This is a genomic window from Marinithermus hydrothermalis DSM 14884, from assembly GCF_000195335.1.
Lineage (GTDB): Bacteria > Deinococcota > Deinococci > Deinococcales > Marinithermaceae > Marinithermus > Marinithermus hydrothermalis.
Genome location: NC_015387.1, coordinates 351107 through 371118, shown reverse-complemented (window position 1 = coordinate 371118; position 20012 = coordinate 351107). Strand labels below are relative to the sequence as shown.

General features: G+C 69.4%; 24 protein-coding genes. 4 read left to right on the top strand and 20 right to left on the bottom strand.

Annotated features, from left to right (window positions below; all coding sequences use genetic code 11):
- Positions 1 to 18: 18 nt before the first annotated feature.
- On the bottom strand, positions 19 to 903 hold the full coding sequence (locus tag MARKY_RS01965; RefSeq protein WP_013703195.1) for a pseudouridine-5'-phosphate glycosidase: 885 nt from the start codon (positions 901 to 903) through the stop codon (positions 19 to 21).
- A gap of 49 nt (positions 904 to 952) precedes the next feature.
- Between MARKY_RS01965 and MARKY_RS01960 the strand changes: the two genes are divergently transcribed.
- Positions 953 to 1480, top strand: a complete 528-nt coding sequence (locus MARKY_RS01960) for an LOG family protein (protein WP_013703194.1) — start codon at positions 953 to 955, stop codon at positions 1478 to 1480.
- On the opposite strand, the gene MARKY_RS01955 is transcribed toward MARKY_RS01960, so the two are convergent.
- From MARKY_RS01955 to MARKY_RS01875, 17 genes are all read right to left on the bottom strand, one after another.
- The gene (locus MARKY_RS01955; protein WP_013703193.1) at positions 1477 to 2523 is read right to left on the bottom strand and encodes an RMD1 family protein; all 1047 of its coding nucleotides are present in this window, start codon (positions 2521 to 2523) and stop codon (positions 1477 to 1479) included. The two genes, MARKY_RS01960 and MARKY_RS01955, sit on opposite strands and share 4 nt — an antisense overlap.
- On the bottom strand, positions 2520 to 3131 hold the full coding sequence (locus tag MARKY_RS01950; RefSeq protein ID WP_013703192.1) for an XTP/dITP diphosphatase: 612 nt from the start codon (positions 3129 to 3131) through the stop codon (positions 2520 to 2522). Before MARKY_RS01950 ends, MARKY_RS01955 begins: the two co-directional genes overlap by 4 nt.
- Before the next feature lie 21 nt (positions 3132 to 3152).
- Positions 3153 to 3875, bottom strand: a complete 723-nt coding sequence (rph, locus tag MARKY_RS01945) for a ribonuclease PH (RefSeq protein ID WP_013703191.1) — start codon at positions 3873 to 3875, stop codon at positions 3153 to 3155.
- Positions 3876 to 3903: 28 nt separating this feature from the next.
- Complete coding sequence (gene murI / locus MARKY_RS01940) at positions 3904 to 4698, bottom strand: glutamate racemase (RefSeq protein WP_013703190.1); 795 nt, start codon at positions 4696 to 4698, stop codon at positions 3904 to 3906.
- A gap of 16 nt (positions 4699 to 4714) precedes the next feature.
- Positions 4715 to 5842 (bottom strand): redox-regulated ATPase YchF, encoded by a 1128-nt coding sequence (ychF, locus tag MARKY_RS01935; RefSeq protein ID WP_013703189.1) that lies wholly within the window; start codon positions 5840 to 5842, stop codon positions 4715 to 4717.
- A gap of 26 nt (positions 5843 to 5868) precedes the next feature.
- Positions 5869 to 6486, bottom strand: coding sequence for an MOSC domain-containing protein (locus tag MARKY_RS01930; RefSeq protein ID WP_013703188.1), 618 nt, complete (start codon positions 6484 to 6486; stop codon positions 5869 to 5871).
- A gap of 9 nt (positions 6487 to 6495) precedes the next feature.
- The gene (locus MARKY_RS01925; RefSeq protein WP_013703187.1) at positions 6496 to 7059 is read right to left on the bottom strand and encodes a DJ-1/PfpI family protein; all 564 of its coding nucleotides are present in this window, start codon (positions 7057 to 7059) and stop codon (positions 6496 to 6498) included.
- 45 nt (positions 7060 to 7104) lie between these two features.
- Positions 7105 to 8430, bottom strand: a complete 1326-nt coding sequence (locus MARKY_RS01920) for a KamA family radical SAM protein (protein ID WP_013703186.1) — start codon at positions 8428 to 8430, stop codon at positions 7105 to 7107.
- 216 nt (positions 8431 to 8646) lie between these two features.
- The gene (locus MARKY_RS01915) at positions 8647 to 9504 is read right to left on the bottom strand and encodes an NAD(P)H-dependent flavin oxidoreductase (protein ID WP_041658213.1); all 858 of its coding nucleotides are present in this window, start codon (positions 9502 to 9504) and stop codon (positions 8647 to 8649) included.
- 81 nt (positions 9505 to 9585) lie between these two features.
- Positions 9586 to 9825, bottom strand: a complete 240-nt coding sequence (locus tag MARKY_RS01910) for a ferredoxin (protein WP_013703184.1) — start codon at positions 9823 to 9825, stop codon at positions 9586 to 9588.
- Between the two features lie 58 nt (positions 9826 to 9883).
- Positions 9884 to 10423 (bottom strand): hypothetical protein, encoded by a 540-nt coding sequence (locus MARKY_RS01905; RefSeq protein ID WP_013703183.1) that lies wholly within the window; start codon positions 10421 to 10423, stop codon positions 9884 to 9886.
- Complete coding sequence (mobA, locus tag MARKY_RS01900; RefSeq protein WP_013703182.1) at positions 10407 to 11144, bottom strand: molybdenum cofactor guanylyltransferase; 738 nt, start codon at positions 11142 to 11144, stop codon at positions 10407 to 10409. The genes MARKY_RS01905 and mobA overlap by 17 nt, the downstream gene beginning before the upstream one ends.
- Positions 11145 to 11202: 58 nt before the next feature.
- On the bottom strand, positions 11203 to 12399 hold the full coding sequence (locus MARKY_RS12200; protein WP_013703181.1) for a PEGA domain-containing protein: 1197 nt from the start codon (positions 12397 to 12399) through the stop codon (positions 11203 to 11205).
- Between the two features lie 57 nt (positions 12400 to 12456).
- The gene (locus tag MARKY_RS01890; protein ID WP_013703180.1) at positions 12457 to 13416 is read right to left on the bottom strand and encodes an acetyl-CoA carboxylase carboxyltransferase subunit alpha; all 960 of its coding nucleotides are present in this window, start codon (positions 13414 to 13416) and stop codon (positions 12457 to 12459) included.
- Complete coding sequence (gene accD, locus MARKY_RS01885) at positions 13406 to 14260, bottom strand: acetyl-CoA carboxylase, carboxyltransferase subunit beta (RefSeq protein WP_013703179.1); 855 nt, start codon at positions 14258 to 14260, stop codon at positions 13406 to 13408. The genes MARKY_RS01890 and accD overlap by 11 nt, the downstream gene beginning before the upstream one ends.
- A complete protein-coding gene (locus tag MARKY_RS01880) occupies positions 14261 to 14659 on the bottom strand; it encodes a bactofilin family protein (protein WP_013703178.1) in 399 nt (132 codons plus the stop codon).
- Positions 14660 to 14669: 10 nt separating this feature from the next.
- Positions 14670 to 15602 carry a M23 family metallopeptidase gene (locus MARKY_RS01875; protein WP_013703177.1) on the bottom strand — a complete coding sequence of 311 codons (933 nt, stop codon included), beginning with the start codon at positions 15600 to 15602 and terminating at the stop codon, positions 14670 to 14672.
- A 126-nt stretch (positions 15603 to 15728) separates the two neighbouring features.
- Here MARKY_RS01875 and MARKY_RS01870 point away from each other — a divergent pair, with 126 nt between their 5' ends.
- Positions 15729 to 16859 (top strand): MFS transporter, encoded by a 1131-nt coding sequence (locus MARKY_RS01870; protein ID WP_013703176.1) that lies wholly within the window; start codon positions 15729 to 15731, stop codon positions 16857 to 16859.
- A 43-nt stretch (positions 16860 to 16902) separates the two neighbouring features.
- On the opposite strand, the gene MARKY_RS01865 is transcribed toward MARKY_RS01870, so the two are convergent.
- Together MARKY_RS01865 and pdo are read right to left on the bottom strand one after the other, a co-directional pair.
- Positions 16903 to 17292, bottom strand: coding sequence for a rhodanese-like domain-containing protein (locus MARKY_RS01865; RefSeq protein ID WP_013703175.1), 390 nt, complete (start codon positions 17290 to 17292; stop codon positions 16903 to 16905).
- A 14-nt stretch (positions 17293 to 17306) separates the two neighbouring features.
- Positions 17307 to 17975, bottom strand: a complete 669-nt coding sequence (gene pdo / locus MARKY_RS01860) for a protein disulfide oxidoreductase (protein ID WP_013703174.1) — start codon at positions 17973 to 17975, stop codon at positions 17307 to 17309.
- 213 nt (positions 17976 to 18188) lie between these two features.
- Here pdo and MARKY_RS01855 point away from each other — a divergent pair, with 213 nt between their 5' ends.
- Both MARKY_RS01855 and MARKY_RS01850 read left to right on the top strand, forming a co-directional pair.
- Positions 18189 to 19631: an MBL fold metallo-hydrolase gene (locus MARKY_RS01855; RefSeq protein ID WP_013703173.1), complete on the top strand. Its 1443-nt coding sequence runs from the start codon at positions 18189 to 18191 to the stop codon at positions 19629 to 19631.
- A 61-nt stretch (positions 19632 to 19692) separates the two neighbouring features.
- Positions 19693 to 20007 (top strand): rhodanese-like domain-containing protein, encoded by a 315-nt coding sequence (locus MARKY_RS01850; protein WP_041657766.1) that lies wholly within the window; start codon positions 19693 to 19695, stop codon positions 20005 to 20007.
- Positions 20008 to 20012: the final 5 nt, after the last annotated feature.

The window sequence follows — 20012 nt, the reverse complement described above, 5'->3', positions numbered from 1 at the left end:
CATTTTAACGGCCCCGCCCTACGCGCCGGTCAAGGTGCGGGCGATCCGCGCTGCGAGGCGCGCGTTCTCCTCCAAAAGGCGGAGGTTCACCCGGTCCGTCTCTCCGCCGCTTAGCTCCGAAAGCCGCCGAAGCAAGAAGGGGGTGAGGGCTTTACCCGCGATCCCCGCCTCGCGCGCCTCGCGGTTGGCCCGCTCCACCCAGGCGAGCACCTTCGGGAAGGGGATGCCTTCCGATACGGGGTTGAACACCACGAGCGCCCCCCCAAGCCCCAGGGCCGCCGCCGCGCGAAACGCGCGGGCCACCTCGATCTCCGCCTCGAACCGCGCCGGAAGCCCGTACGGCGAGTCGGGACTGTGGAAGGCCGGCAGGCGGTCCGTGCGGTACCCGCCCACCACCACCCCGTACGACTCGAGCCGCTCCAGGGTCGCGCCGAGATCGAGGATGCTCTTGGGGCCACTGCACACCACCACGATCGGGGTGCGGCTCAGGACCGTAAGGTCCGCGGACTCGTCGTAAGGGTGCGGGTGCACCCCCCCGATCCCTCCAGTAGCGAAGACTCGCACCCCCGCGCGGTAGGCCAGCAGGCTCGTCGCCGCGACGGTCGTGCCGGCCCAGCGCCCCTGAGCCAACAGGGCGGGCAGGTTCCACACGCTCGCCTTCTCCACCTCCTCGCGTGCCGCGAGCGCCTCGAGCTCCCGAGGCTCGAGCCCCACCACCACCTCCCCTGCAAGCACCCCGATCGTGGCGGGCACCGCGCCCTCCTCGCGCACCGCCGCCTCAAGGCGGCGGGCGGTCTCGAGGTTGGCGGGGCGGGGCAGGCCGTGCGTAATCACGGTGGACTCGAGGGCCACGACCGGCCGGCCTTGATCCAGAGCTTGCCGTACCTTCGGGTGCACGCGCATGCCCCTAGCCTACCCCGGACGCGCCGGAGCGTCGTATAGAATCCAGGCGATGCGATTGGTTACGGTGTTCGGTTCCTCTAAACTCACCCCTAGCGATCCCGGGTACGCGGTCGCGTACGCCTGGGGCCGCCGGATCGGGACGCTGGGGTTCGGCGTGGCGACCGGGGGGTACGGCGGCGCGATGGAGGCGGTGTCGCGCGGGGTCAAGGAGGCCGGTGGGGTGGTGGTCGGCGTGACCGCGCCGGCCCTCTTCAAGGAGCGCGGCGGCCCCAACCCGCACGTGGACGTGGAGCTCCCCGCCCCGAGCCTGCCCGCGCGCATCGAGCGGCTTGTGGACCTGGGGTGCGCGTACCTGGCGCTTCCGGGCGGCGTGGGCACCCTGACCGAGCTGGCCGTCGCGTGGAACCTCGCGTACATCCGCTGGCTCCAAGGGCAAGCCCCGAAACCCCTCGGCGCGCACCCGGCGTGGCTCGAGTGGCTGCGCCCCGGCCTCGAGATTCAACCGGAGCACCTGGCCCTCATCCAGCCCGTGCCGGACGAAGCCGCGCTCGAGGCGTTCCTCACCCGCCTCGCCTAGTCCGCCACGAAGGCGCGGATGACCTCGATCAGGATCAAGGTGAGGATCCCGACCTCCAGGATCTGGCTGCGGATGTTGTGGATCTCCTCGGTGAGCATCGAGTAGGTTTCGGAGAGGACCTCGAGCTTCTCCGCGACCGCGCGTTCGATCTCGTGCGCACCGTAGAGCTCGAGGGCCGCGCGGTAGATCTTGGCGTAGTACAGGTCCTCCGTGACCCGAAGCGCGCTGTCCATGCGGGCCCGCACGTCCGCGATCTCCGCGTGGCGGGCCATCAGGCGGCGCCGAAGCCGATCGAAGCGCGCGAAGTGCCGCCACCCGCGCTGGCGCAAAACCTCCGGGACCGCCTCGAGCTCCTTGGTGAGGACCCGGTCGTAGTAGGAGAGCTCGACGAGCTCCGCGTGCGCGAACTCCACGAGCTCCGCCACGTCCCAGATCCCCTCGGAGTCCACGATCAGCACCCGGTCGAACCCGAGGACCGCCAGGTCCTCCTCCGAGTAGCTGAAGGTGTACCGGAAGAGTTCCTTCCGCACCTCAGGCGCGAACGCCTCGCGCTCCCCCAGCACCACCGGGGCCAGGTCCAACGCCGCCACCAGCTCGCCCGCCGGGCGCGCGGGGCGCACCCCCAGGAGGTGAATGACGGTGAACTCTTCCTCGATCCGCTCCTCCTGCGGCCGGAGCAAGGCGGGCGCGATGTAGCGCTCGAGCCCCTCGAGCTCCGCGAGGAAGAACCCGTCCAGGGCCGGGTGCTCCGGTAAGCGCAGCGCCTGCTCAACGAGCGCGTCCCACTCGACCTCCTCCCCCAGAAACACCCGCCAGCTCAGCGCGGCCACCCCGAAATCATACAGCCGCGCGACGAGCGGGCCCGAGTACCCTTCGAGGGTGCGCAGGCCCAAGTCGAGCTGGGTGGGGGGGTTCTCGAAGTGAACCGCCCCGCTGCGGGGGCGGGAGAGCTTTAGGCGGGGGGAAGAGAGGCGCTCGAGGGCGATCTCGTCGGCCAGGTCAAAGAGGCGGTACACGGCGATATGGGGGCGGAGGACCTTCATTCCAACTCGGTCACCTCACGCGGTGGGGGGCCGTCCTTGTAGGCCTCGATGAGCGCGCGCAGCGCGCGCCCCCGATGCGAGTAGCGCGCCTTTTCCTCAGGGGGCATCTCAGCGAAGGTGCGTCCGGCCTCCGGGAGGTAAAAGAGCGGGTCGTACCCGAACCCGCCGCTTCCCCGCGGGGCCTCGAGGATCCGGCCCTCGACCTCCCCGCGGTAGGTCTCGACGTGCCCGTCCGGGTAGGCAAGCGCGAGCACGCACACGAACCGCGCGGTGCGCTGCTCCGGCGGCACGCCCCGCAGCCGCTCCAGAAGGTAGATGTTCCGCTCGGTATCGGTGGTCTTCCCGCCATACCGCGCGGAGTACACCCCCGGCTCGCCGTCCAGCGCGTCCACCTCGAGGCCCGAATCGTCCGCGAGGGCCGCGAGGCCGGTCTCCTTCGCGGCGAACGCGGCTTTGAGGAGCGCGTTGTCCTCGAAAGTCGCGCCTTCCTCCTTCGGCATCTTCAAGGGGTAGTCCAGGAGGGAAACGCACGCCCACCCGAGGGGCTCCAGCCCCTGCCGGAGCTCTTGGAACTTGCCGGGGTTTGAGGTCGCTATCAGCACACGCATCTTCCACCCTGCCTCTAAAAACTAGGATAGCGGTTTTGAGACCGCGCGGTGCACCGCGGCCACCAGGCTCGGGATGACCTCGAGGCCCGCCGCGACCATGCGCTCGTACACGGCGCGCGGCACCGGCCGCCCCTCCCCGCCCCCGTGAATCTCGATCAGCTCCCCGTCGCGCGTCGCGACGACGGTGAGGTCCGCCCAGGCGTTCTCGTCCTCGATCGCGGTCAGGTCGAGCAGCACGCGGTCCTCGCCAAACCACCCCAGGGAGACCGCCCCGAACTCGAGGAGGGGCCAGTCGTCCAGGGTGCCGTCCCGCACCATGCGGTCGAGGGCCAAGAAGAGGGCCGCGTACCCCCCCAGGATCGAGGCGACGCGCGTGCCGCCGTCCGCCTGCAGGACGTCCGCGTCCACGATGACGGTCTTGCCCGCCAGGGCCTTGAGGTCCAGCGCGGCGCGGAAGGCGCGCCCCAAAAACCGCTGCACCTCCTGCGTGCGCCCCCCGAGCTTGAACCGCTCGCGCTGGGTGCGCGTGGGGGTGGCGCGCGGCAACAGGCTGTACTCGCACATCAGCCAGCCCGAGCGGCGCGGGTGCACGTGCCGCGGCACCCCGTCGGTGATGCTCACCGTGGCCAATACCCGGGTCTGGCCCAGCTCCACCAGGGCTGAACCCTCGGCGAAAGCGTTGTAGTTCGGCGTGATCACCAGGGGCCGCATCTCCAGCGGGCCCCGCCCATCCTTCCGGTTCATGGGTGTACCCCTTCCTCGTTCGGCATGCTCACAACTCCCCCAGCTCCACCTTGTGCACCTCGCCCGCGGCCTCCCCCAACCGGTTCGCCAGCACCCGGTAGGTCCCCGGGTCGCCCGTCACGAAGTGCACCACCCGGCCCGCGCCCTCCGGGTTCCGGAGGCCTCGGGCCTCGAGCCCTTCCGCCACCACGCGTGCGGTCACCTCGGCCGAGTCGATGAGCTGCACGCCCGGCAGCACCTCGGCGATCACGGGTTTTAGGTACGGGTAGTGGGTGCACCCCAGGATCAGGGCGGAAAGGTCCTTTGGCGCGTCCTTCAGGTAGTGCGCCACGACCAGCCGCGCCACCCCGTCCTCCCACAACCCCTCCTCCACGAGCGGCACGAAGAGCGGGCAGGGCCTGGCCCACACCGCCCGGCCTGCCCGCGCGAGGCGCGCCTGGTAAGCCCCGCTTTGTACGGTGGTCTCGGTGCCGATCAGGCCGACGCGCCCCTCGACCCGGAGGGCAGCCGCGACCGCGGGCTCGAGCACCCCGTAGACCGGAACCGAGAGGCTCGCCGCGAGGTCCGGTAGGGCCACGCTGGAGGCGGTGTTGCAGGCCACGACGATGGCCTTGACCCCTTTTCGCAGCAAAAACCCGCTGATCTCCCAGGCGAACTGCCGCACCAGCGCGGGCGGTTTGGAGCCGTAGGGTACGCGCGCGGTATCCCCAAAATATAGGAAGTCCTCCCCGGGAAGGGCGGCCCTTAGGGCGCGCAGGACGGTCAGGCCGCCCACGCCGGAGTCGAACACGCCGATGGGTAGCGTTGCATCGGGGGACGTCATCGCCAAGGGGCCTTTCCTAGACGTTGAAGAGGATGTACATCACGTCCCCGTCCTGCACCACGTACTCCTTGCCCTCGGTGCGCACCCAGCCCTTCTCTCGGGCAGGGGCCCAGCCTCCGGCCTCCACGAGCTTGTGCCACTCGATGACCTCCGCGCGGATGAAGCCCCGCTCCATGTCCGAGTGGATCTCGCCCGCGGCCTGGGGCGCCCGGGTGCCTTCCCGGATCGTCCAGGCGCGCACCTCCTTCTCCCCCGCGGTGAAGAAGGTGATCAAGCCCAAGGCGCGGTACCCGGTCTTGACCAGCCGGTCCAGCCCGGACTCCGTAAGGCCGAGCTCCTGCAGCAGCTCCCGCGCCTCCGCCTCCGGCAGTTCGGAGAGCTCCGCCTCGATCCGCGCGGAGATCACCACGACCTCCGCCCCCTCCCGCGCGGCGTAGGCCCGCACCGCCTCTACGTGCGGGTTCCCCGCCCCATCAGGCAGGTCCTCCTCCCCCACGTTCGCCACGTAGATCACGGGCTTCGCGGTGATCAGCCCCATCTCCCGGTAGGCCCGCTTGAGGCGCGCCAGGGCCTCCTCATCCCCCGGATCGTACGCGCGCACGGGCCGCCCCTCGGCGAGGTGCGCGTGGAGTGGCTCGAGCAGCTCGAGGAGCGCCCGGTCCTCCTTGTGCACCCGCGCGCTCCGGCTAAGCTTCTCCAAGCGGCGGCCGAGGACCTCGAGGTCGGCCAGGGCGAGTTCGGTGTTGATCGTCTCGATATCGTCCAGGGGGTCCACGCGCCCCGCGACGTGCACCACGTTCGGGTCCTCGAAGCAGCGCACCACGTGCGCGATCGCGGCGACCTCGCGGATGTTCGCGAGGAACTGGTTGCCGAGCCCCTCCCCTTTGTGCGCGCCTTTCACCAGCCCCGCGATGTCCACGAACTCCACGTACGTGGGCACAACGGGCGGCACGCGCTCCCCCTTGGCGAAGACGCGCTGCAGTGCGGGTAGTCGCTCGTCGGGCACGGTCACCACCCCGACGTTCTTGTCGATGGTGGCGAAGGGGTAGTTCGCCGCGAGCGCCCCGGCCTTAGTGATCGCGTTAAACAAGGTGGACTTCCCGACGTTGGGAAGCCCCACGATGCCAATGCCAAGCCCCGCCATACGAGGGACCAGTATACACCCAGGGATTACCCCCCGTCCCCAAGGCGGGCCCGCCAGCGCGCGGCGAGCTCCGGGAGCTGCGCGATCCGCGCGCGGGCCTCGGCGTCCTCCCGGTCCCGGTAGGCCACGCGCACCACCTCGGCCACCGTCACGCCGTGCGTGGGCACCTCCAAACGCTCCACGGGGCAGCCGGCCCACACCCAGCCCGGCTCGAGCAGGCGAAGATACCAGCCCGTGTACCCGGTGGCCTCCATCCAGGCGCCAAGGCGCGGCTCGCCGTGGAGCTTTCCGGGCTTGCCGCACGGGGCACGCGGGCCCGAGACCTGAAGGCGGGCCGTGCCCACCCGCCAGACCTCCCCCACCACCACCTCGGGCTCGAGCAGGCCCATGGTGGTGAAGTTCTCCCCCATCTCCCCGGGGTACAGGGGCCGCAGGAGCCGCTCGCGCCAGTAGGCGTAGTGCTCCAGAGGGTGGACGCAGACCGCCTGGTCCGCTCCCCCGTGGTGGTGGCGGTCCGCCTGCTCGTCCCCCTCGAGCCCCTCCGGCCCCAGCCAAACCCGCCCCGAAACCGGGCGTTTCTGAACCGCGGTGCGCACCCCGTCCAACCACCGGGCGCGCCCCACGTTCAGCGAAACGAGACGCATGGCCTCAGTTTACTGGAGGTCCAGGTGCACAAGCGCCTCACGAGCGGGCAAGCCCCGCGCCTCCAGGTACTCCGCGAGGGCCCGGAGGAGGTGGGCGTACCCCCGCGTGCTCACCACCCGGCCCTCCCGGTGAATGGGGGCTTCCACCACGCGGAGGTGCTGGGCCTCGAGGGCGGGGCGCGCGCGGGGGTGGGCGGCCACCGCGGAGGGCGCGAGGCCCGCCTCCGCGAGGAGCACCGCCGCGTTCGCGCCGAGGAAAACCGCGTCCAACGCCGGCCAGGCTTCGCGCAGCCACGCGGCCAGCACCGGATCCCGCCCGGCCTTGGCCATGCCTTGGCCGCCGGGGATGACGAGCGCCTCGAGCTCGGGCCGGACCACCACCGCGTACCGGGGTGTCCAGACCGCCCCGGCCGCGCCCTCGAGGCCCGGCCGTCCCTTCGCCACGGTCACGGCCTCCACCGCCCCGCCCGCGCGGCGCACGAGCCGCACGAGCTCGAGCACGCCGGCGGCCTCGACCTCGAGGAATCCCATCGTGAGCAGCACTCCGATCCGCACGCTTTTAGTATGCCGCATGAAAAACGCCTCCCCTACGCGGGGAGGCCCAAGCCCAAGCGGGGGCTAGTGCGCCATCCGGGCGAGTTCTTCCTCGTAGAAGAAGCGCTCCTGCCCGAACGCCGGCTTGAGGTCGTCCAACCAGCTCGCGTGGGGATCGAACTTGGCGAAGAACGGCTTGCCCACCCACTCGGGGTTCCGCCCCTGGAGGAACTCGAGGACGAAGACCTTCTCCCCTGCGACCTCCGCGGTGCCGATGATGCGCACCTTTCCGGGGAAGGCGGACATGCTGGGGCCGCGCACGGTGCGGGCCAGGCCCGAGACCTGGCGCCACGCGGCCGCGAAGATCTCCTGGGCCCGGGCGAGGGGCACCTCGAAGTAGCGCTTGGGCCCGGTGTCGCGCTCCACGAACATGTAGTAGGGGATCATGCCGAGCTTGACCTCCTGGCGCCACTTCTCGGCCCAGACGTCCGGGTCGTCGTTCACGTGCTTGATGAGGGGCGCCTGGGTGCGGATGACCGCGCCGGTCTCGCGCACGCGGCGGATCGCCTCCTGGGCGATGGGGGTGGCGAGCTCCACGGGGTGGCTCGAGTGCGCCATGATCGCGAGGTGCTTCCCGGCCGCCACGATCTCCTCGAAAAAGCGCAGGGCGTCGTCCGCGTCGGCGTCCGTGACGTAGCGTTGCGGCCAGTACGCGAGGGATTTGGTGCCGATGCGGATGGTGCGCAGCGTGGGGATCTCGAGGAGGGGCTCGAGGTACTTGCGCAGGATCTTGGTGCGCATGATCATGGGGTCCCCGCCGGTCACGAGCACGTCGGTGACCTCGGGGTGAGCTTGGAGGTAGGCGACGAGGTCGTCGGTCTCCCGGGCCTCGAACTTGATGTCCTGCAGGCCGATGAACTGCGCCCAGCGGAAGCAGTAGGTGCAGTAGGCGTGGCAGGTCTGGCCTTGTCCCGGGAAGAACAGGACGGTCTCGTGGTACTTGTGCTGCAATCCGGGAAGCTTGCGACCGTTGAGGGTGGGGACGTTGTGCGTGAGCTGGCCGGCGGGGTGGGGGTTAAGGCGGAAGCGGATCTCGTTCGCGGCCGCTAGGAGTTCTTCGCGGGAAGCCCCGTTATTCAGGAGGGTCCGGATGCGTTCGTAGTCCTCCGGGTCCAGCATCTCCCGCTGGGGAAAGGTCAGCTGGAAGATGGGGTCCTCGGGCACGCGGCTCCAGTCGATGAGTTCGCGCATCACGTACTCGTTGGTGCGGAAGGGCAGCACCTGGGAGACCACCATCACCGCTTCCTTGAGTTCGGGGTCCAGGCGCTCCCACTCGGAGTACTTGTGGATGTTTTGGTTGGTGATCGCGCGGTAGCGTTCGTACGTGGGTTCCGTCAGCGTAAACGACATTTCGACCTCCTTTGCTCTACGCGAAAAAATCACTCCGGCAAACACGCGCGTTTGCCCGATGGCCACAAGGGAACGTCAAGCCAGCTCAGGCGAAAAAAGCAGGCGGGTCCACCGCGGGACTGATCCGGGGGCCCCAAGACCGGGCCCCCCTAGCATAACATACGCCAATTTATCCCGATTTTATCGTTATTCTATACACATCTGCATAATCGCGGCCTACGGCAGGGACGCCCTGGCCTCCGCGTATTCCCGCACGATTCGGGCCACCACCTCCCCCGCGGGCAGCACCTCCCGGATAAAGGCCACCCCGTGCCCCGCGCTCCACACCTCCTTCCAGGCCTTGCCGCCCTCCCGACGAAAGCGCTCGAGGGAGGCGCGCAGGAAGTTCGCGGGCACCCCGCTCACCTCGGCGGTGTACTCGATATCCTCGGGCTGGGCGCGCACCAGGGCCGCCTTGTACGCCTCGGGCGCAGCTGCCTCCTGGGTGGCGATGAACCGCGTGCCAAAATACGCCGCGTCCCCTCCGAGGGCAAGCGCCGCGAGCAGGTGCCGGCCGGTGGCGAGCCCTCCCGCCACGATCACCGGCAGCCCCAGCTCCTGCTTGAGCCACGGGGCCAGCACGAACGGGCTGATCCGCCCCGCGTGCCCCCCCGCACCCGCGGCCACCGCGACCAAGGCGTCCGCCCCCGCCTGGGCGGCCTTCTCCGCGTGCCGAAGCCCTACCACGTCGCACCAGACCACCCCACCGTAGCGGTGCACCTCCTGGACCACCTCGGTAGGGTCGCCGAGGCTGGTGATCACCAAGGGCACCCGGCGCTCCACGACCGCGGCCAGGTCGGTCTCGAGGCGCGGGTTGTGCTTCAGGATCAGGTTCACCCCGAACTTCAGCGTCTCCGGAAAGGATTGCAGGAAGGCGCGAAACGCCTCGGGATCCCGAAAGTTCAGGCTCGGGATCGCCCCGATCCCCCCGGCACGGGCCACCGCCTCGAGGAGAGGCGGGTTGGAAACCAAAAACATGGGGGCCGCGACGATCGGGTAGCGGATGCCGAGCATCCGGGTGATGGGGGTCTCGATCCGTTCCATAAGAGAATTGTACCGGGTCCACCCAAATGAAAAACAGCGCCCCCTCGGGGCGCTACCCGCTCCCAGGGGCTGTCACTCCAGCCCGGCGAGCTTGCGGTTCTTCTCAATAAAGCTCACCCACTGCTCGGGCACATCCTCCTCGGGATAGATCGCCGAAACCGGACAGGCTGGGACGCAAGCGCCACAGTCGATGCACTCGTCGGGATGGATGTAGAACTGGTCCCCCCCGTCGTAGATGCACTCCACGGGGCAGACCTCGGTACACGACTGGTCCTTCACGCCGATGCAAGGCTCCGTAATCACGTGGGGCATACCGTTACCTCCTCCAATCAGCGAGCGAAGGGCCCTCGCTCCCCCCTATTGTAAGGGATCATCCCACCCCCAGCATCCGGAGGTAGCGCTCCCGCGTGATCGCGCCGTGAACCCCGTGCTCGTCCGCCACGATCACGATCGGGTACCGCCAGAACAAGGGGGAGAGCTCGGTGGCCGCCACCTCCCCCGAGACCACCGGCGCCTCATCCCACGGCACCACGTGGTCATCCAACCCCAGCACGCCCACCGGCTGCCCGTCCTCCACCACCACGGCCAACCGGCCCTCGTACGCGTCCACGTTCTCCAAAAGCGGCACCGGCTTCGCCAGGGCCCGCGCCGGCGGCGGCGCCACCAGGCCCGCGGTGAGCAGCGTGGTGGCCGGGACCCGCACCGCCCGCTTCGCCACCCACAGGCTCAGCGTGAAGATCAGGAGGAAGAACAACCCCTCCAGCAACCCCTGGAGGTTAAACCCCTCCCAACCCAAGCGGCCCGTGCCCCCCAAAAGCGCGTGGACTCCGAAACTGATCCCCAACCCCAGAACGAGCGCGGCAACGTAAGCGATCCAACCCGCCAAACGCAGTTCACGCACGGTTCGCATCCACGACCCCCTCGAGCCACACCAGGTCGGTCTCCTTATCCACGTCCACTCCAACCTCCGCGTACGGTGTGACCAGCGCGCGCAGCGGCACGCCCAGGATCCGGCTCGCCCGCGCCTCCACCTCCGCGATCGCAAGCCGCCCCCAGAGGAGCTTCCAGAGAATGTCGAGCCCCACCAGGCGCGCCAGGGCCAGCGGCCGCTTGCGCAAGGCGATCACGCGGCGCGCCATATCCAAGGCTCCGCGGAACAGCGCCGGGTCCAGCAGCACCAGGTTCCCTCCGGTGAACTGCCCCTCACGAAGCCGCGCGTAGGTGCGCCGCATCCCCGGCCAGCGCGCCTCGACCGCCTCGCGCGGCACCACCGGGTAGACCAGAGCCGCTTCAGGCGCGTGCGCCACCACCCAACGCACCGCCTCCGGCGTGAGGAACGGATCATCCGCGGAAACCACGAGCGCCTTCTCCTCCCCCGCCACCGACAAGCCCGCCTCCAGGTTCTCCAGCATCCCGCCCCGCTGGGCGAGCACCACCTCCGGCGCGGGCTCGAGGCCCGCCGCGGGACCCACGTAGACGACGCGGTCCACCACGCCGGAAGCGCGCAGGGCATCCAGCACGTAGGCGGCCATGGGCCGTCCGGCCACGGGAACGAGGGGTTTGGCGGGCACGCCGTAGCGGCGCGCCAGCGAATCGTCCGGGGAGCCCCCTCCAAGCACAACGGCGTTCACGCCGCTCAAGATATCACATCGCTCCCCGGACGTCGCTTAAACCGCGTTGAATCGAGTCCTAGCGTCGACTTAGCGTCGCGAAGATCCGCTGCACCGCCCCGGCCTCCAGCGCGACCTGGCTCACGAAGACCCGGTACCCCGGGGCGAGCACCACCAGCTCGCGTACCCCCGGGTCCACCTCCGCTACAAGCCGGCCGTCCCGCGTGCGGCCCAGCTCGAACCCGTCCAGAAACACCCGGGCCTCAACGTTCGTCCGCACCTCCAGGGTGGCCTTAAGGGGCGTCAGCCGGGCCTGCACGTGGCTGGTCTCGCCACGCCGTACGCGCACGGTGGTGGCGAACTCGCGGTGCCCCTCCAGGCGCAAAAGCACCTCGTGCCGTCCCTCGTCCAGGCGGAGGGAAAGCGGCGTGCGCCCCACGAACGCCCCGTCCACGAAGACCTCCGCCCCCGCCGGCGTCGAGTCCACCACCAACTCCCCCTGACGCCGCTCGGGCACCAGCCGCACGCTCAGGCGTTCCGTCCGGCCAGGCCGGATCCGCACCTCGGCCTCGTAGTCCTCAAACCCCTCCAGCTCCACCTCGACCTCGTACCGGCCCGGCCGGAGGTCCAGGGCAAGGGGAGCGCGCCCTCGGAACTCCCCCTCGATGAAGACGCGCGCTCCGGAGGGCACCGTCTCCACGAGGAGCCGGCCCGTGCTGGGCGCGGCGACCGGCCGCCCCACGAAGTAGCGCACCGAGTCGGTGATCCAGTCGCGGTCGGGCACCGGCCGCACGATGATGGACAGGGCGCGCGAGAGGCTCTCGAGGCCCCGGACCTTGATCCGCCCCCGCTCGATCTCGGCCAGGTCCTCAAGGGAGAGGGGGCGCTTCGAGGCCACCGCCAGCACCCGGTCCTCCCCCTCAGGCCCGCTCACCTGAAACTCGTACCGCGCCCCGGGGGGAGGGAAGCGCCGCACCTCACGGGCCCTCAGGAAGTTATCCCGGTCAAAGGCGTTCGGCAGGATCAGGTCGACCCGGCCGTCCGCGTTCACGTTGAAGAGATAAACGTACGCGTCCTGGTTGACGGTCACGAAGATGCGGATCGGGTCGCCGACCTGGTACACCGCACTCCCGGTGCGCCCCGGGTCCTTGTCCACCCATACGCGGACCTCGAGGTCGGTCGGCACCGGGTTCACGATGATGCCCTGGGGCGAGATCTGGGGGGCGGCCCAGCCCACCCCCAAAACAAGCAGCAACGCGACGAGCAGCCTCTGCATGGTCCACCTCCCACCTCAAGCTAAACCGCGCGCGGCCGGCTGCTCGTGAGAAACGGTTCAGGAAACGTTAACTTCCTGGAAGACCCCCTGACGGCGGAAGCGCTCGTACCGGTCCCGCACCAGCTCGTCCGGCCCCAAACGTTCGAGCTCCCCCAGGGCTTCCAGTAGCGCCGCCTTCAGGTTCGCGAGCGCTCCTTCCGGGTTGCGGTGCGCCCCACCCCCCGGCTCCGGGATGACGCGGTCCACCACGCCGAGCTCGAGCAGGTCCTTCGCCGTGAGCTTCAGGGCCTCTGCGGCCTTGGGGGCCTCCTTGGCGTCGCGCCACAGGATCGCGGCGCACGACTCGGGAGAGATCACCGAGTACCAGGCGTTCTCCATCACGAGGACCCGGTTCCCCACCCCAATCGCGAGCGCCCCGCCCGAGCCGCCCTCGCCCAGGATCACCGCCACGGCCGGGACCCGAAGCCGCGCCATGCGCTGGATGGACTGCGCGATCACCCAGGCCTGGCCGCGCTCCTCCGCGGAGACGCCAGGATAGGCCCCGGGCGTGTCGATCAAAGCGATGAAAGGCCGGCCGAACCGGTCCGCCAGGTCCATCATGCGCATGGCCTTGCGGTACCCCTCGGGGTGCGGCATCCCGAAGTTGCGCTGGATGTTCTCCTTGGTGTTGCGCCCCTTCTGGTGCCCCGCCACGACCACCGGCCGCCCCTCGAGGTAAGCGAGCCCCCCCACGACCGCGGGGTCGTCCGCGAAGGCGCGATCCCCGTGCAGCTCCACGAACCCCTCGAAGACCCGCTCCAGCACGTCCAGCGTGGTGGGGCGACCGGGCGCGCGGGCGAGCTGCACCCGCTGCCAGCGGGAAAGCCCCTCGAAGACCTCGCGCTGCACCCGCTCGAGCTTCTCTTTGAGGAGCGCGATCTCGTCCGAGAGGTCCAAGCCCTTCTCGGCGGCGTACGCCTCGAGCTCCTTGATGCGGTTCTCGAGCTCGATGATGGGGCGTTCGAACTCAAGCGCCACGCTTCACCCCCGGGTGCAGGTGCCGCAGGACCGCGGCGACCGCGGCTTTTTGCTTTCGCCGGTCCACCACCTGGTCCACCATGCCGTGCTTGAGCAAAAACTCCGCGCGCTGGAAGCCTTCCGGCAGGTCCTGGCGGATGGTCTGCTTGATGACGCGGGGCCCCGCGAAGCCGATGAGGGCACCGGGCTCGGCGATGATCACGTCGGCCAGCGCCGCGAAGCTCGCGGTCACCCCGCCGGTCGTGGGGTCGGTGAGGATCGAGACGTAGGGCAGCCGCCGCTCCCAGAGCCGCTCGAGGGCCATGGTGGTCTTGGCCATCTGCATCAGGGAAAGCGCCGCCTCCTGCATACGCGCCCCGCCCGAGGCCGCCACGATCACGAGGGCGCGCCCCTCGCGCGCGGCGAGCTCCGCGCCCCGCGCGATCTCCTCCCCCACGACGGTGCCCATCGAGCCGCCGGCGAAGGCGTAGTCCATCACGAGGAGCACCGTGGGCACCCCCTCGATGGCGCACCGCCCCCCGAGGATCGCGTCGGGCCGGCCGGTCTTCGCCTGGTAGCGCTCGAGGCGCTCCCGGTACGGCTCGGTGTCCACAAATTCCAGGGGGTCGGCGGGCACCACCTGGCCCGTGGTGCGCTCGAAGGTTTCTTCGTCCGCGAGCAGCGCGACGCGCTTTTCCACCGGAAGGCGGAGGTGGTGGCCGCACTTGGGGCAGACCAGCCAGTTGGCCTCGAGGTCCTTCTTGTAGATCTGGGCCTCGCAGGCCGGGCACTTGGTCCACAGCTCAGGTACGTCGCGCCCCGCGCCGGTGGGCTTCCGGCGGCGGAACAGGCGTTCGAGGGCCATCTACGCCTCCTCGCCCTGGGCCGAAACCGTTTCGGCTTGGGGCTCGGGCAACCCCCGCTGCTCCCCGGTCACGCTGCGCCCCACGAAGGTCGCGCCCGCCTCGATATCCAGGGCGTGAGCGATCACGTCCCCCTCGAGCCGCGCGGTACGGGTCAGGGTGAGCTTCCCCTCCGCGATCACGCGGGCACGGATCTCTCCGTTCACGAGGATGCTGCGCGCGCGGACCTCATCGCCTTCGATGCGTCCGGTAGGGGCCACCTCGAGGTCGCCCGCTACCACCACGGTGCCCAGCACCGTTCCGTCCACGCGCAGGTTGCCCTCGACTTTAAGGGTGCCCTGCACCTCGGTGCCCGCACCGAGGTAGGTCAGCGCATTCGTGTGCTTCTTCCTCCTCAGCATCGCTCACAGTTTAACGCTCCGCCTGTTGAACCGGGTCCAGGTAGTCGCGCGGGTCCACCGGCTTGCCGTTGCGGAAGACGGTGTAGTGCACGTGCGGTCCGCTGGACCGCCCGGTGCTCCCCACGTCCCCGATCCGCTGCCCGCGCTCCACCCGCTGTCCGCGCTTGACCCGGATGCGGGACATATGGCCGTAGAGGGTACGGTACCCGTACCCGTGATCGATCACCACGTAGTTCCCAAAGATGCGCGACCAGCCCGCGGTCACCACCGTGCCCGGCGCGGTCGCGTAGATCGGCACCCCGTACCACGCCGCGATGTCCAGCCCGTCGTGGAACTCGTACCCCTTCCCGAAGGGGTTGCGGCGCACGCCGAAGCCGGAGCTGATGTAGTACTCCGCCCGGATGGGCAACCCCCGGGGCCGTGCGGCCTCGCGGGCCAGGGTCTCCTGCAGCGCGGGCGCCACCTCCTGGTTCAAGGAACGCGCGAGCTGGTCCATGCGGCCGCGCACGGTCTCGAGCAGCACCTCCGCGTCCGGTAGGGCCTGACCGCCCCCCTGGTTGTTCGCGCCGGGGCTCTGCTCGCTGGTCGGCGTGGATTGCGGTTCGGGCAGCCCCGCCCGCTCGCGCAAGCGGTCGAGCTCGTCCTCGAGCGCCCCCAACCGCTCGAGCATCGCGGCGGCCTCCACGCTCAGGGCTTCGTTGCGGTCGCGTTCGGCCTCGAGCTTCAACGTGAGGTCCCGGGCCTCGCGGCTTAGGGACTCGAGGCGCGCGAGGGCTTCTTGGGCTAGGAGGTGCCGCTGGTACAGGTAAGCGGTGACCCCACCCCAGCCCAGCAACAACGCCACCCCCAGGAAGACCCAGACCGGTCTGAAGGAAACGGAGAAGGGCGCCCGGCCGGTGCGGGCGACGATCACGGTGTAACGGGTGGCGATGCGTCGGCGCATCCCGTTTGTTCCCCCCTTCCCGATACAGGAGCATGACACATTTACCTGAACCAGGTCAAGAATCGCCGCTGCCCTCGCTTCCCGATCGCGGTTGTATACATTACCGGGGCATAGTACACTTTCGGAGTGCCACGCGCTGCCCTCGCCTTTCCCACCGTGTTCTGGCTCCTGGCCCTGAACAACCTCTTCGTCGGCGGCATGGTGGGCCTCGAGCGCACCGTCCTGCCCCTCCTCGCGCACGAAGCGTTCGGGCTCGAGCAAGGCGTGGCCGTCGGCGGCTTCATCGTCTCGTTCGGAATCAGCAAGGCCCTGTTCAACCTCCTCGCGGGGGGGCTGGCTGACCGGGTCGGACGCCGCAGGGTGCTGGTGCTGGGCTGGCTTACGGGCCTTCCGGTGCCCCTGGTGCTGATCTGGGCCCCCTCGTGGGGGTGGGTCGTCGCAGCCAACCTGCTCCTGGGCGTGAACCAGGCCCTCAGCTGGTCCATGACCGTGAACATGATGGTGGACCTCGCCCCCCCCAACCGGCGCGGCGTGGCCGCCGGGATCAATGAGTTCGCCGGGTACCTCGGGGTGAGCGCGCTCGCCTTTTTCACCGGTCTGGTGGCCGCCGCCCACGGCCTGAGGCCGGCCCCGTTCTACCTCGGCACCGCCACCGCCCTGCTGGGGTTGGGCCTCGCCCTCGCCGCCCCGGAAACCCACCGTCCCACCGCCCTGTTCCGGGTCCGGTGGGTGCGGGGCGTGGGCGTACCCAGCCTGCTGGGGCTGTTGACCAACCTCAAGGACGGCCTGGTCTGGGTGGCCCTCCCGCTCCTTTTAGCCGCGCGGGGGTTGGACCCCGCCGCGATCGGGGCGGTCGCTGGTCTCTACCCCTTGGTCTGGGCTCTCGGTCAGCTCCTCTTCGGCCCCCTCTCCGACCGGATGGGACGTAGGCCGCTCATCCTGGCCGGGATCACGCTGCAGGGCGTGGGGCTTGGCCTGTTGGGCGTGACCCCTGGCCTCGAGGTCGCCCTGGCCGCAGCGTTCGTCCTGGGGCTCGGGACCAGCATGGTCTACCCCACCCTGATCGCGCACGTGGCCGACCAAACCCCCGCCGATCGGCGCGCGACCGCGCTGGGCATCTACCGCTTCTTCCGTGACGGCGGGTACGTCCTTGGGGCGCTGCTCGCCGGGCTGGGCGCGCCGCAGCTACCCCAGGTGCTCGTAGCGAGCGGGGCTGGATTTCTTGGAGTCGCGCTTTGGGTGCGATCCAAGCTATAGGCCGCCCTCCGCTTGGGAAGGCGGCCAGAACAGAGGCCCGGTTTCAGCGTACCAAGGGATACCCCGCCGCCTGCCAGTCCAGGATGCCACCGGTCACGTTGTAGATGTTGGTGAACCCTTTGCGCTTCAGGTACTCCGAGGCTTGGCGGGAACGGCTGCCACTGCGGCAGTACACGTAGACCGGCCGGTCCTTCGGAAGTTCGTTCCACCAACGGTCGATCTCCTGAAGGGGCAGGTTCACCGCCCCGGGCACGTGTCCGGCCGCGAACTCCCCGGGGGTGCGCACATCCACGATGTACACGGAGGGATCGTTCAGGCGGTCGTACAGGTCGTCCACGGAGACATCGGTGTACCGCCCCTGGGGCGCGCACGCCGCCAGCACGAAGAGCAAACCCAACAGCAGCAAGAGCACGCGACGCATCCGCAGTTCCATACCGTAACCTCCCGTTACCGTACAGGGGCGACCTGCTGGATGGCCTCGAGGAAGGCACTCAAGGGTTGCGCGCCGAGGATGCGGGTCGCCCCTTGGTTCACAATGGTGTCCGGCACGCCGTGGATCTGGAAGCGCTGGGAGAGCTCGGGGAACTCGTTCGCCTCGATCATCTCTCCCCAGACCTTCTCGGAGGCGTAGGCCAGCCGGTGAGCGGTGCGCACCGCCTGCGGGCAGTACGGGCAGCTCGGGGTCACAAAGACCTGGAGCTGGACCTCCTCGGGAAGCGCGTTGAGCCGAGCGACCACCTCGTCCGGCAAACCGTGCCCATCCCGCCCGAGCATCGTGATGTCCTCCAGGAGGCTGGCGAACTCGTACCCGGCGGGAATCCCGCGGTAGCGCAGGTTCACCGCGTTCGAGCCCTCCTCCCGAAGGATGAGGGTGGGCGCGGCCTCGACTCGCATGCGCTCAGCGAGCGCACGAGCCTCGGGATCAGCCAAGTCGTGCACGACGAGGTGCAAGCGTTCGGAGAGGGCCTCGAGTTCGCCGAGCAGGGTTTCGGTCTCGCTGCAGTACAGGCAGGCGGGATCCGCGCGGTTGGTGAAGAGCAAAAGCTCGACGGTGCGCGTGAGGCCGGAGAGCCGTTCTTTGACGATTCGTTGTTCCTCGGTTCCGAGCAGAGACATGTCTACCCCCACATCAATATACCCTGTAGGGGTATATAGGTCAACCACGCCCCTGATCCGACCACCCGGCAAACCAAACTTTGTGCATCAAATAGAGTGTATCGCGCCCCAAAACGAGATGGGAGGGCTTGACATATACCCGGTAGAGGTATATGCTCCCCATGACGGTCGGGACAAGCGTCCCGGCACACCCCTAAAGAACAGGAGGTCCTGATGCTCTTCAAACCCTTCTACGAGGAAAGCCTGGCCATCGCGTCCTACATGATCGGCTGTCCGGCCACCGGAGAGGCCCTCGTCGTGGACCCGACCCGCGACATCGAGGCCTACCTCCAGGAAGCCCAAAAGCACAAACTACGGATCGTCGCGGTCACCGAGACCCACATCCACGCCGACTACCTCTCCGGCGCCCGCGAGCTCGCCAAGGCCACCGGCGCCACCCTCTACCTCTCCGACGAAGGCGACGAAAACTGGAAGTACCAGAACCTGGACGGCTTCAAGTACGTCCTCGTCAAGGACGGCGACGAGATCCGCATCGGTAACGTCCGTGTCCAGGTGGTCCACACCCCCGGCCACACCCCCGAGCACATCTCCTTCCTCGTCACCGACGGCGCCGCCGCGGATGAGCCCATGCTCTTCCTCACCGGCGACTTCGTCTTCGTAGGCGACGTGGGCCGCCCCGACCTCCTCGAGGAGGCCGCCGGCATCCAAGGGACCGCCGAGCCGGGGGCGCGCCGCATGTTCCACAGCCTCAAGACCAAGTTCCTCACCCTCCCCGACCATGTCCAGGTCTGGCCCGGCCACGGCGCCGGCTCCGCCTGCGGCAAGGCCCTCGGTGCCCTCCCCAGCACCACCGTCGGGTACGAGCGCCGCTTCGCCTGGTGGGCCACGTACCTCGAGAAAGACGACGAGGAAGGGTTTGTCCGGGCGCTCCTCCAGGACCAGCCCGAAGCCCCCAGTTACTTCGCCCAGATGAAGCGCCTCAACCGCGACGGTGCCCCGCTACTGGGCGGCATCCCGCACCCCGCGCGCCTCACCCCCACCCAGTTCCACAAGGCCCTCGCCGAAGGCGCGGTTCTGGTGGACACCCGCGACAAGTACGCCTTCGCCGGCGGGCACCTCAAAGGCGCGATCAACATCCCCGCCGGGAGGAACTTCACCACCTGGGCCGGCTGGCTCCTCCCCTACGACAAGCCCCTCATCCTCCTCGCTGCGCCGGAGCTGCTCGAGACCCTGACCCGTCACCTGATCCGCATCGGGTTGGACAACATCGCCGGGTACATCCCCACCCTCGAGGGGTACGTCGAGGGCGAGCTCGAGACCGTACCCCAGGTCACCGCAGCCGAGGCCAAGGCCATGTGGGAGCGGGGCGAGGCCCACGTCCTCGATGTGCGCGGCGCCCAGGAGTACCGCGCGGGCCACATCCCCGGCGCCCTCCACATCCACGCCGGTCGCGTGATGCGGCACCTGGAGCAGCTCCCCACCAATAAACCCCTCATCGTCTACTGCCAGGGCGGGGACCGCTCGAGCACTGCGATCAGCGCCCTGCTGGCCGCCGGGTTCCGCAACGTCGTGAACCTCACCGGCGGCTTCCAGGCCTGGCACACCCAAGGCTTCCCCGTGGATAAAGGCCAAGAGACCGCCGAGGCCGCCATCTAACACCCAGCCGCAGCCCCGCCCGGGCCTCCGGGCGGGGCCATCTTCCCGCAGCATGAAGCGTATGCCGCGTGCCCTGGATCCTCACACCGCCTACCACCTCCTCGACCGCTTCCAGATCGTGGACGTGCGTGAACCGGAGGAGTGGGCCGAGGGCGTGCTCCCGGAGGCCCTTCGCCTGCCCCTCTCCCACCTCGAGGCCCTCGCCCCCCTGCGCGTGGCGCGGGAGCGGCCCGTCCTCCTCTACTGCCGCAGCGGGAACCGCTCCCGCGAAGCCGCCCAAACCCTCGCGCGTCTTGGCCACCGCCAGGTCTGGCACCTCGAAGGGGGCCTTACGGCCTGGCGCGCGGCCGGTCTGCCCTGTATCCCCCCAAGCTAAAGGAG